This window comes from Gemmatimonadota bacterium (assembly GCA_039715185.1).
In the GTDB taxonomy this organism is placed as follows: domain Bacteria; phylum Gemmatimonadota; class Gemmatimonadetes; order Longimicrobiales; family RSA9; genus DATHRK01.
This window is the reverse complement of the sequence record JBDLIA010000038.1, coordinates 18940-30542: the sequence shown is the minus strand read 5'-3', so window position 1 is coordinate 30542 and position 11603 is coordinate 18940. Positions and strand designations below refer to the sequence as shown.

At 70.6% G+C, this 11603-nt stretch carries 11 protein-coding genes and 1 pseudogene; 11 read left to right on the top strand and 1 reads right to left on the bottom strand.

From position 1 onward, the window contains the following. Window positions 1–434 precede the first annotated feature (434 nt). Window positions 435–1355: a DUF1207 domain-containing protein gene (locus ABFS34_08880; GenBank protein MEN8375548.1), complete on the top strand. Its 921-nt coding sequence runs from the start codon at window positions 435–437 to the stop codon at window positions 1353–1355. A 12-nt stretch (window positions 1356–1367) separates the two neighbouring features. Here ABFS34_08880 and ABFS34_08875 read toward each other — a convergent pair whose 3' ends face one another. Next, window positions 1368–2177 (bottom strand): DUF481 domain-containing protein, encoded by an 810-nt coding sequence (locus ABFS34_08875; GenBank protein ID MEN8375547.1) that lies wholly within the window; start codon window positions 2175–2177, stop codon window positions 1368–1370. 122 nt (window positions 2178–2299) lie between these two features. Between ABFS34_08875 and ABFS34_08870 the strand changes: the two genes are divergently transcribed. The 10 genes and pseudogenes from ABFS34_08870 to ABFS34_08825 all read left to right on the top strand — a co-directional run bounded on the left by ABFS34_08870 (window position 2300) and on the right by ABFS34_08825 (window position 11594). Next, a complete protein-coding gene (locus tag ABFS34_08870) occupies window positions 2300–3397 on the top strand; it encodes an alanine--glyoxylate aminotransferase family protein (GenBank protein MEN8375546.1) in 1098 nt (365 codons plus the stop codon). Then, on the top strand, window positions 3394–5052 hold the full coding sequence (serA, locus tag ABFS34_08865; GenBank protein ID MEN8375545.1) for a phosphoglycerate dehydrogenase: 1659 nt from the start codon (window positions 3394–3396) through the stop codon (window positions 5050–5052). The genes ABFS34_08870 and serA overlap by 4 nt, the downstream gene beginning before the upstream one ends. Window positions 5053–5364: 312 nt before the next feature. Beyond that, window positions 5365–5880, top strand: a pseudogene (locus ABFS34_08860) (collagen-like protein). An 18-nt stretch (window positions 5881–5898) separates the two neighbouring features. Further along, window positions 5899–6588, top strand: coding sequence for a tail fiber domain-containing protein (locus ABFS34_08855; protein ID MEN8375544.1), 690 nt, complete (start codon window positions 5899–5901; stop codon window positions 6586–6588). Beyond that, on the top strand, window positions 6585–7004 hold the full coding sequence (locus ABFS34_08850) for a hypothetical protein (protein MEN8375543.1): 420 nt from the start codon (window positions 6585–6587) through the stop codon (window positions 7002–7004). Before ABFS34_08855 ends, ABFS34_08850 begins: the two co-directional genes overlap by 4 nt. A 63-nt stretch (window positions 7005–7067) precedes the next feature. Continuing rightward, on the top strand, window positions 7068–8027 hold the full coding sequence (nadC, locus tag ABFS34_08845) for a carboxylating nicotinate-nucleotide diphosphorylase (protein ID MEN8375542.1): 960 nt from the start codon (window positions 7068–7070) through the stop codon (window positions 8025–8027). A 43-nt stretch (window positions 8028–8070) separates the two neighbouring features. After that, window positions 8071–9237, top strand: coding sequence for a quinolinate synthase NadA (gene nadA, locus ABFS34_08840; protein MEN8375541.1), 1167 nt, complete (start codon window positions 8071–8073; stop codon window positions 9235–9237). Between the two features lie 31 nt (window positions 9238–9268). After that, a complete protein-coding gene (locus ABFS34_08835; GenBank protein MEN8375540.1) occupies window positions 9269–9862 on the top strand; it encodes a cytochrome c in 594 nt (197 codons plus the stop codon). Then, on the top strand, window positions 9859–10404 hold the full coding sequence (locus tag ABFS34_08830) for a hypothetical protein (GenBank protein MEN8375539.1): 546 nt from the start codon (window positions 9859–9861) through the stop codon (window positions 10402–10404). Before ABFS34_08835 ends, ABFS34_08830 begins: the two co-directional genes overlap by 4 nt. Continuing rightward, window positions 10404–11594: a hypothetical protein gene (locus tag ABFS34_08825; GenBank protein ID MEN8375538.1), complete on the top strand. Its 1191-nt coding sequence runs from the start codon at window positions 10404–10406 to the stop codon at window positions 11592–11594. Before ABFS34_08830 ends, ABFS34_08825 begins: the two co-directional genes overlap by 1 nt. The last annotated feature ends 9 nt before the right edge of the window (window positions 11595–11603 follow it).

Sequence of the window (11603 nt, the reverse complement as noted above, 5' to 3'; positions counted from 1 at the left end):
ATGAAAGTCCACAACCTCCGCATCACCCACCTCCTTGACTGGTGTGTCCTGCGTCATTTCGTCGGCATTATCTGGCCGACGTTCAGCAACGCGTGATTGTACCATCCCGCGCCGTATCGAAACCGTCTCTGATTGAATGTGCTCCGGGCTCGCAGGGCGGCTTCGCCACACGTGAGTTGAAGCCGACAACCGCGCAAGCCGCGGCGGTGAACGAAGGGGAAAGGGGGGTCTTCGTCCGGCGATCGCCCGCGGACGGGCATCGCTTTATGTGCTCACCAGCGTCACAGTAAACCGGCGACGCCGCTGAAAGGTTCCACCGCAACAACGCGCCTGCAAGGGTTTTCGTGACCGCGGGCCCGCGCGGCACTGGCGCGGATCCGCTCGTGTGGCCAGCATTTCTCTCGATTTCGTGCTTCCAACTACACGTGGACATCATGCGCATTCGGGCAATCGCGGTCCTGTTCGCAGCACTCTTCGCACCAGCGTCGGGCTTCGCGCAGACGGGCTGGTTCCCGGAACACCGCGCGTTTCCAGGTCCTGTTGCGGACCCCCTGGAGCCACGAATCGCGGGTGGGCTGGTGGTGTCCGATCTATTCGAGGTGCGCGCCGCGGCGCCCGCGGAGCGTCCCCCCTTCAGGGTGGATGCGGATGAGCCGGCGGATGATCTGGAGTCGGACCTGCAAGCGACGGTCGCGCTCGGCGGGACCATGCCGCTCTGGGGCACGCGCACGAGTTGGAACGGCAACATCATCATCGCCCCCCAACTCGCCGTGTTCGCCCGCTTTCGCATCGAGCCCGCCAGTCGCGACGTGGTCGGCACCGACTGGATCGCGGCGCTGCCGCTGGAGGTGAGGTTCAACGACCGGGTCGAAGCCCGCCTGCGGGTGCTGCACAGGAGCGCGCACCTGGGCGATGAGCTGCTCCAGTCGGCCGGCGCGCTGCGCCTCGAGTTCAGTCACGAGGCAGTGGACGCGCTGGTGGGCGTGCGGCCCATCCCCGGGCTCCGGGTCTACGGAGGCGGGGCGCTCGTGATCCGGTCCCAGACCTTCCGTTGGGCCGACCGCGGCGACGGTCTCTTCCAGGGGGTCGTCGATTTCGACGACGATTTCTGGGCGCAGGGAGGCGTCGAGGCGGAGGGTGGCGGCGCCTGGGGCTGGCACGTCGCGGCGGACTGGCAGGCCGCGCAGCGCAGCGACTGGAAGGAGCAGATCTCGGCCATCGCGGGCGTCACGGCGCGTTTTCACGGGCGGCACGCGCGCCTGCACCTGCGCTACCAGACGGGGGTGTCCCCCCTGGGCGAGTTCTTCCTGACCGACGAGCGGGTGGTGGGCGTAGAGCTCGAGTTCGAGCCGTAGCCGCGCGCGCCGCTACAGCTCGATGCTGACTCCGGCCGTGAGGAGGCGATCGTCCCGCCCCACGCCCGACGGCGGCGTAGCGTCCCGCAGGTAGCGGAACGCCGTGGTCAGCGCGATGGCGGAGTTGACCCGCACCCGCACCGTCGTCAGCGCGTCCAGCAGGTAGTCGTCGAAGGCGTCCCAGACCGGCTGATAGAAGGTGGTGTGCTCCAGCGCCACGTTCTCCGAGAGGTCGCGCTCGATCCTGCCCCGCCAGCTCAGTCGGGCGTGCTGCTCCGTCGCGACGAAACGTAGCTCCGACGCGCCGGACTCGGGCGCGAAGTTCTCGTAGCTGTACAAAACGGCTCCGCTGATCGAAGCCTCCCCCCGGTCGGATTTCCAGAACCGGAGCCGAGCCCCGCCCCCGCTGTTCGAGCGGACGTCCAGCCGCCGAAACGGGTCGTGCTCCAGCTCGGCGAAGAGGAAGGGCGACCAGTCCGCGTCCGGCGTGAACGCGAAGTCCAGCTGGCCCTTGTAGTTTTCGGCCACAGTCTCGCCGTCGCTCCTGCCGAACCGAGCCCCTGCCTTCGCCTCGAGCCGGTACGCTGTCGGGTCGAGGTGCGTGAAGCCCAGATCCGACGTGAGCAGGGTGACGCTCTGGTTGCCGGACGTAGTGGTGAATGCGAGGTCCAGCACCGTCTTGTAGCGGTCGGGCCCTTCCTCCGCCTCCTGCGCCACGACCTGCGTCGCGTGCCAGCCGACCGAGAGAAGCACCGAAACGCATGCGGCGACGCGGAACGACCCTGCGCGCGGCCATCGAGACTGCGGGCGATTCTGGCTCATGGGCGCCGATGATGCGGACGCGGCTGTGGGTCTGCAAGCTACGCCGTAGCCTCGCGGGTGGCGGTCGCGTGGGATACCTTGGCCCGCTCGGGGTCGACCAGACGACTGCTAATCATCGATTAATGAGTTCAGCCGACGGCTTCGGCCGGTTCTTCCTCCCCGGGCCCACGGAGGTGCGCCCGGAGATTCTGCGCGCCCAGATCGGACCCATGATCGGTCATCGGACGCGGGCCACGGAGGCCGTTGTCGAGCGCCTCCAGCGGGGCCTGCGGCCGCTCTTCGGCACCGCGCGGCCCGTCTACATAGCACCGTCCAGCGCCACCGGGCTGATGGAGGCGGCGATCCGCAACGGCGCGCGAGCCCGCGTGCTGTGCCTCGTGAACGGCGCCTTCAGCGAACGCTTCGTGAAGATCGCGCGGGCGTGCGGCCTGGAGGCCGATGAGCTGGTCGTGGAGTGGGGCGACGCGCATGATCCCGACCGGGTCGCCGAGGCGCTTAGCGGGGGCGGCTACGACGCCGTCACCGTCGTCCACTGCGAGACGTCCACCGGGGTCCTGAATCCGGTTCGTGAGATAGCCGCGGTGGCGCACGAGGCGGGTGACGTGGCGGTTCTGGTGGACGGCGTTACGTCGGTGGCCGGGATGGAGATTCGGGCGGACGACTGGGACATCGACTTCATTCTGACGGGCTCGCAGAAGGCGCTGGCGTTGCCGCCCGGGCTCGCCTTCGGGGTCGCCCAGGAGTCGCTCCTGGCGCGCGCCGGAGACAACCCGCGCCGGGGGCTCTACTTCGACTTCCTGGCGTTCGAGAAGAACCTAGAGAAGAACCAGACGCCCACCACCCCTGCCATGTCGCTGCTGTACGCGCTGGCGACGCAGTTGGACGCGATCGAGTCCGAGACCGTCGCTGGCCGCGTCGGCCGCCACCGGGACATGGCCACCACGCTCTATGCGTGGGTCGACGCCGCGCGCGACCGAGGCATACCCCTGGAGGTCGTCGCCCCCGAAGGCTTTCGGTCGCCGACGGTCACGTGCCTGCGTCCCCCTCCGGGGTGGTCCGGGCCCGAGATTCAGGAGGCGCTGGCCGCGCGCGGCTTCACGGTCGCGCCCGGATACGGCAAGCTGAAGGAAGAGATGTTTCGGATAGGCCACATGGGAGACCACACGGTGGCCGAGCTCGAGACCCTGCTGGGGGTCCTGGAGGAGGTGCTACGCCGATGAGCGCTACCATCGCGCCGGACCTGGAACCGCATCCCGACGCCGCGCGGACGGCCCGCTTCCGTGTACTCCTCGCCGACCCGATATCCGACGAGGGGCTGACGCCGCTGATGGCCGACGAGCGCTTCGAGTTGGTGCAGCGTGAGGAAGGGGATCTCGCGCCCCAACTCGAGGAGGTCGACGCGATCATCGTCCGCAGCGGCACCAAGCTGACGCGAGAGCTGATCGAGGCGGCGCCCAACCTGAGGGTGATAGGCCGCGCGGGCGTGGGCGTGGACAACATCGACATCGACGCCGCGACCGAACGCGGGGTGGCGGTGCTGAACGCGCCGTCCGGGAACACGACGTCCGCCGCCGAGCTGACGTTCGCCCTCCTGCTTTCGTTGGCGCGCAGGATCCCGTCGGCCGACCGGTCGATGCGCGCAGGCACCTGGGACCGCAAAACCTTCCGCGGCATGGAGCTGCACGGCAAGACGCTGGGGCTGGTGGGCGCCGGTAGAATCGGAGCCGAGGTGGCCCGGCGCGCGCGCGCGTTCGGCATGCGCATCATGGCGTACGATCCCTACCTTTCGGACGAGCGTGCGGACACCCTCGGGCTCGTCGTGGCGCCGCTGGAGACCGTGCTGGAAGAGGCCGACGTCCTCTCGCTGCACGTTCCTCTGACCGAAGCCACGGAGAACCTGATCGACGACGCGGCGCTGCGCCGCATGAAGCAGGGCTCGTTCCTGATCAACGCCGCACGTGGGGGGGTGGTGGATGAGGATGCGCTCCTCGCCGCGCTCCAGGACGGCCACCTGGGCGGCGCCGCGCTGGACGTGTACGCGCACGAGCCGCTGCCCGGCGACAGCCCGCTGCGCGGCGTCGAAGGGGTTGTGCTGACGCCCCATCTGGGCGCTGCGACCCGGGAAGCGCAGCGCAACGTCGCGCAGGAAATCGCGGGCGCGGTGCGCGCCGCGTTGGTCAACGGAGACCTCTCTCGCGCGGTCAACGCACCCGCCCTGAGCGGCGATGAGATGCGCCGCCTGCAGCCGACGCTGCGCCTGGCGTTCGCCCTCGGCCGGCTCGCGTCGTCCATGTGCAGCGGGCGCTTCCGCGACATCGAGGTGTGCGTGGCGGGCGCCAGCGAGCGCGCCAGCAGGCCGGTCACGGCGCGCGGCGTCGAGGGCGCGCTGTCGCGCATCGTCGGCCGCGGCGCGATCAACCTGGTGAACGCGATCCACCTGGCCGAGGCTCGGGGCATCGAGGTGCGCCGGGTGACCACCAGCGCGCCGCCGGACGTGAGCGGGCAGGTGCAGGTGCGGCTGGGCAGAGCCACCGACTGCTTCGGCGGGTCGCCGCACGGCCTGCGCGTGCAGGGCTCTATACTGGCGGGTGATCACGTACGCCTCAGCCGCATCGGCGACTACCGAATCAATGTCGTAGCGGAGGGCAGCCTGGTCGTGCTGCGCAACCGGGACGTCCCCGGCGTGATCGGGCAGGTGGGCACCGTGCTCGGGGACGCGGGCGCCAATATCGCCGAGTACCATCAGTCCCGTCAGGGGGACGGCGGCGAAGCCCTCGCGGTGATCAGCCTGGAGGGACCGGTGTCGTCCGACACCATGGAGGCCTTGCGGGCGTTGCCCGATGTACTTGATGCGCGCCAGGCCCAACTGACATAGTAGGAAGTGACAGAGCTCCGTTCCGGCCGGCCCTCCCCAGGCCAAGGGGCACTTCTGAGCGTGGGCCGATACGAACGGTCCGCGTGTAGCCTAGTTCCGTACATCAGAGGCATTCCGATGCGACGAATCGCCCGACACCTCGCTCTGGGCGGCATCGCGACGCTGTTCGCGGTTCCCTCGAGCGCACAGACCCCGGAAGAGATCACCGCGTGCTACGTGCCGGCCAGCGGCGCCATATACCGCATCGCCGCGACGGGCCTCCCCACCGACTGCCTGGACACCTCGCACGTGCAATTCATGTGGGCGCGCGTGGGGCCGGAGGGGCCGCAGGGTCCCCAGGGCGATCCCGGGCCGCAGGGCCCCGCGGGCGCTCAGGGTGCGGCGGGCCCGCAGGGGCCACAGGGTCTCCAGGGCGATCCGGGGCCGACGGGCGCGACCGGGCCGCAAGGGCCTCAGGGGCCGCAGGGCGCAACCGGTCCGCAAGGACCCCAGGGTCCTCAGGGTCTCCAGGGCGATCCGGGGCCGACGGGCGCCACGGGGCCGCAAGGGCCGCAGGGTGCAATCGGTCCGCAGGGACCCCAAGGACCGCAGGGTCTCACGGGCGATCCCGGCCCGACGGGCCCAATCGGACCCCAAGGACCGCAAGGCTTGCAAGGGGATCCGGGGCCGACCGGTCCGATCGGGCCTCAGGGACCGCAGGGCTTGCAAGGGGATCCGGGACCGACCGGTCCGATCGGGCCGCAAGGACCGCAGGGCCTACAGGGCCTACAGGGTGATCCAGGGCCTCAAGGCCCGCAGGGTCCCGAGGGTCCGCAGGGCCCGGCCGGCGTACCGTGCGCCGGGTGCGTGGACGCGGCCTCGATTCAGGCGAGCGCGGTAACGGATGCCAAACTCGCGAGTGCTCCTGCGACCGCTGCCAGCGCCAATTCCCTCGCGAAGCGAGACGGCTCCGGCGGGCTCACCGCGACCACGGTCACCGCGGCGGACTTCGCGAGCAGCAGCAGCAACCTCTATCTGGCCAACGCCGGAGCAGCCGAGTCGAACACGATTCGTATCGGCACGGGCCACACGCGGGCGTTCGTGGCGGGAGTGAGCGGCGTCGCCCCCGCGGGCGGCACAGCGCCCGTGTTGGTCGACACCAACGGCCAGCTCGGCACTATCCCTTCCACCGCCGCCACGAAGCGTGACATTCGGACCATCGACGCAGAGCTGGACAGGCTCGCGCTGTTGCGCCCGGTCAGCTTCCGCTACCGCGCCGACCCGGCGGGTGAGATGCAGTTCGGGCTGGTCGCCGAGGAGGTCGAGGAGGTGTTCCCGGAGCTTGCGCTTTACGGCGGCGACGGCCGGCTAACCTCGGTGCGCTACCACCTGCTCGCGCCGCTCGTGCTGGCGCAGGCACAGAGGAACCGGATTCGGGCCGCTGAGCTGGAGGCGGACCTGGCGGCGTCGCTGGAGCGCGTGGCGGCGCTGGAGGCGCGGCTGGCGACTATGGAGGCCGCTACCGCCGATCCCCATGCGGACGGCGAGCGCCGGTGACCGTGGCGATCATCCGCGCGCACACCGCCGCGCTCGTCGTCGCTGCGGTCGCGCTGCTGTCCTGCGGCGACGACGGCGGCGGAGGCATCGTCGAACCGACCTTTTGCCAGGGCATCCCGGCCGCGCTCTTCGACAACGTGCCGTCGCTGCCGCTCGCGCAGCTTCGCCCGGCGCTGCGGGACGCGAACTCGCGCCTGATCCCCGCCTTGCCGGATGTGACGGCGCGAAGCCAGCTCGTCGCGTCCATGGACAGGCTGGCGATCGCGACCACCCGAGACGAGGCGACGTGCACCGAGTTCTCGGTGGCCGCCGCGGCCCTGGGCGCCATCGAGGCCGACGCGCAGGGCAGGTCACCCGAGGCGTCGTCGGTACGCGTGGTGCTGGAGCTGCTGGGGGGATCGCTGCGCGGACCGTAGCAACCATCAACCGCGATGCGGGTACACCTGCCCACAAAGGACGCCACGAAACGGAGGCACCGAGTGGAGCAGGCTGCCGCCCCCACAGCGCCAGATAGCGACGGCTGGTACCCAGAGGTCCCGCGGGTACCGGCGCGCGTGCTGGATCGAGTGATCGAGGCCGCCCTGGACGAGGATCTCGCCTGGGGCGACGCCACGACCGAGGCCCTCGTGCCGCCCGACGCGCGCGCCCGCGCCGACATAGCCGCGCGGGCACCGGGGGTGGCGTCGGGTGTGCCCGTCGCCGCCAGGGTCTTCAAGACCGTCGACCCGGACCTCGACGTGCGGCCGCTGGTCACCGACGGCGAGCGCGTCGTCCCCGGACTGCCCCTACTGCGGGTCGAGGGCCGGGCCCGGTCCATCCTCATGGCGGAGCGCGTCGCGCTGAACTTCCTGCAGCGCCTGAGCGGCGTTGCGACGCTCACGAGCAGGTTCGTGGAGGCGGTCGAGGGAACCGACGCGCGCATCGTCGACACTCGCAAGACGACGCCCGGCCTGCGCTCACTGGAGAAGTACGCGGTGCGCTGCGGCGGCGGCGCGAACCATCGTCTGCATCTCGGCGACGCGGTTCTCGTCAAGGACAATCACCGCGCGGTCCTCGCGGCCAGCGGACGCAGCCTCTCGGAGTCGGTAGCTCGACTGAAGAAAGGGCTGCCGCCCACGATGACCGTCGAGGTCGAGGTAGACACTCTGGAGGAGCTCGAGGACGTGCTCCAGGGGGATCCCGATGCGGTCCTCCTGGACAACATGAGCCCCAACGAGCTCAGGGTCGCGGTCCTGACGGTGCGCGGACGGGCGATCACGGAGGCATCCGGTGGGGTCACGCTGGAAACGGTGCGTACCATCGCCGAGTCGGGCGTCGACCTGATCTCGGTCGGGGCGCTCACGCACTCCGCTCCGGCGCTGGACGTGGCGCTCGACTGGATCCGCACCGACGTTCCCGAGCCCGTCAAGGAGGCGGTGCCGGAGCCCGTACGGAGCTAGGCGGACGGCAACCGTCCGTCGGAGCCGAATCACGGAAGGAAGCATGGCCGTATCTGCTACATCGATCGACCAGTTGCACGCCAGGCTCAGCGAGCGTCTCGCGGGCGTCATGCCCGAGGTCGAGATCGCCTACAAGGCCCAGCTGGCTTGGGAGGTGAATCGCCTCAAGCAGGAGCGGGGCGCGGTCATACTCGGGCACAACTACATGGAGCCCGCGCTGTACCACTCGGTGTGCGACTTCGTTGGCGACTCCCTGGAGCTGGCCAGAAAGGCCGCCGAGACGGAGTCCGATCCCATCGTCTTCTGCGGCGTGCGCTTCATGGCGGAGACGGCCAAGATCCTGAATCCCTCGCGCACGGTTCTGCTGCCCACCGACCGAGGCGGGTGTTCGCTCGCGTCGTCCATCACCGCCGAGGACGTACGCCGGCTGAAGGCGCGCTACCCCGGGGTACCCGTCGTCACCTACGTCAACACCTACGCGGACGTGAAGGCCGAGTGCGACGTGTGCTGCACGTCCTCCAACGCCGTGCGGGTCGTGGAGGCGTTGCCGGGCGACGACGTCATCCTGATTCCGGACGAGTACCTCACGCGCAACGTGGCCCGGGAGGTCAGCAAGCGCGTGATCCTGCCGACGGGCGAAGGCATCGAGGACCAGATTCGAGAGCGCATGCGGAGCGCTGGCGCTGAGGCCCAGGCTGGAATCCGGCGGGCGGACAGCGCGATCGACGCGACCACCCCGTTCGGACCCGAGGCCGGATCGCCGGCCACCAACGGAGGGTCGCGCGAGCTGCGCGTCATCGGCTGGCCCGGGCGCTGCGAGGTGCACGAGCAGTTCACGGTGCAGGACATCGAGATGGTGCGGCGCCAGTTCCCCGACGTGTTCGTGCTCGCGCACCCCGAGTGCAGCCCGGAGGTTGTGGACGCGTCCGACTTCTCCGGCAGCACGTCGGCCATGATCCGCGCCGTGCGCGACTCGGAGGCGCCCCGCTACCTCCTCATGACCGAGTGCTCCATGGCCGACAACATCGTGGCTGCCGCGCCGGAAAAGGAGATGGTCAGACTGTGCTCGGTGCGCTGCCCGCACATGAACGAGATCACGCTGGAGCAGGTGCTGGCCGCGCTGCGCGAAAACCAGTACGTGATCGACGTCGAGCCGGATGTGGCGCGCCGGGCGCGCGGCTCGATCGAGCGGATGCTCGAGATCGGCTGACCCAGACCTCCCGTCCAATCGACAGGTAACGATGCGTGTACTGTCCGTCGTTTTTCTCACCCTTCTCGCCCTTCTCGGGGCGGCCGTCGCGGTCGCGACATCCGGCGCCTACAACGTGGCCGCCACGCAGACCGAGGGGGCCGTGACCGAATGGGCCCTGGAGACCGTGGCGCACCGATCCATCGCCCGCCACGCCCGCGACATCGGAGCGATGCCCGAGCTGGACTCGGCCGCGCTCGTCGGCGGATTGGACCACTTTCACGGCATGTGCGTCGACTGCCACGGCGCGCCCGGCTTCGATCGGACCGAGGCCGGTCAGGGCCTGAACCCGCCCGCGCCGGATCTGGACGAGGTGGTGGCAGAGGGCGAGTGGTCCGACGCGGAGCTGTTCTGGATCGTCAAGAACGGCATCAAGATGACCGGCATGCCTGCGTTCGGGCCCACCCACGGCGACGAGGACCTGTGGGCGATCGTGGCGATCATGAAGGAGTTGCCGGACCTATCCGAGGAGGCCTACGCGGAGCGCGTCGAAGCGCTGTCGGCTCCGGCCCCCGCCGAGGGCGGCGAGGCCCCCGCGGAGGAAGAAGGCCACACGCACGCCGACGGACGGCAGCACGTGCGTTGACGGGTGTTCGGCTGAGCCGCGCCCGGACGCTCCGGGCCGGCCTCGCGCTCGCCGCCGCCGCGCTCATGCCCGCCGCGCGCCCGGCGGCGGCGCAGGGCACGGTTCCGGTGGTGGTCGGGGGGGTATCCGGCCTGGCGGCCGGGGCGTTCGTGTCGATCGGCGTCGTCACGGCCGAGGCGCGCGCCGGCCGCTACCTGCACTCCGCGAGCGACGCGTTCGGATTCAGATCGCTCCCGGTGGTGGTCGGCGGCGCCGCGGGGGTAGCCCTGGGCGCGGCCGACCGGGATCGCCTCTACGACTCCATGCTGGGCGGCGCCGCGGGCGGTCTGGCGGGCTTCGGCGCGGGCTGGCTCATCGGCTCGCTGGTCTGGGACGACGATACCGGCTCCTGGGCCGGCGCCGTGATGGGCACCGCCGCGGGCATCCTGATCGGCTCGGTCGTCGGCATGCTCGCCTTTGACGAGGACGAGGATCCCCTCCCCAACCAGGCCGCGCTCGACCGCCGAGGAGGCGTCCCCGTAGGCTTCTCGATCCGGTTCTGATGGCGCGCTTCGGACTGGCGGCCCTGGCGGTGGCGACCGCGGCGTGCGCATCGCAGCCGCGCTCCCTGCCTTCCTCGCGCCCGATCCCAGTGCCCGCCCCGGCGGACGTGGACGTGGCGGTGTTCCTGGTTGGCGACGCCGGCGCGAGCGCCCCTGGCGCGAGCCCCGTGCTGGCGCACGTGCGCGCGGGCGTGGAGCGGTGGGCGGCGGCCCTGGAGCGGGACTCCGCCGTGGCCGTTCTCTTCCTGGGAGACAACATCTACCCGACCGGCATGCGCGGGCGCACCCGCCCCGAGTTCCCGGCCGACTCCGCGCATCTGCAAGCGCAGATCGACGTCGTCGCAGGGCCCGCCGCGCTCAATCGCGGGGCACGCGGGGTCTTCCTCGCGGGGAACCACGACTGGGGCGACGTGGTGTCCGACGTGGGCATCCTGCACCTGGCGAACCAGCACGCGCACCTGGAAGGGGTCCGGCAACGCACGGGGGTGGACGTAACCCTCGTGCCGAGTCCCGGAGACCCCGGCCCGGTGGTCATAGACCTCGGCGCGCGCACCCGCCTGCTCCTGCTGGACACGGTGTGGTGGCTGCTGTCCCGCGAGGAGGGGCGCCTGGATGGCGTGTTCGCCGACATCGAGGCAGCGCTCAGGACAGACGGCGAGCGAGAGGTGGTGCTGGCGGGGCACCATCCCCTGCGCAGCGGCGGTCCCCACGGCGGTCTCACCCAGTTCTGGAACAGCCTCGGCGTGATTTACCTGCTGCGTCGCACGGGCTCGCTGCTTCAGGACCTGAACTCCGGGCCCTACAGGGTCATGGCCGATGACCTGCGCGCGGCTTTCGGCCGGGCCGATCCGCCGCTCGTGTTCGCGGGCGGGCACGAGCACTCGCTGCAGGTTTTCGAAGCCGTGGAGGAGAACGACCCCGCCTTCTCGCTGGTCAGCGGGAGCGCGAGCAAGCTGGAGGACGTGGGGTGGGCGGACGGCATGCGCTTTCGCGCAGCCGAACCCGGCTACATGGAGCTGCTCTTCCTGAAGGACGGGTCGGTGGACCTGTTCGTGCACTCTGCACCGCGCGGGCATCAGCACTGTCCGGCCACCGAGGGGCCCGCCCTCGACACCTGCATGAGCGCGGGCGCGGACGCCTTTCGAACGCTCTACTCGGCCCGGTTGAGGGGGCCGGCGGCCGCGCCGTGACGCACCACG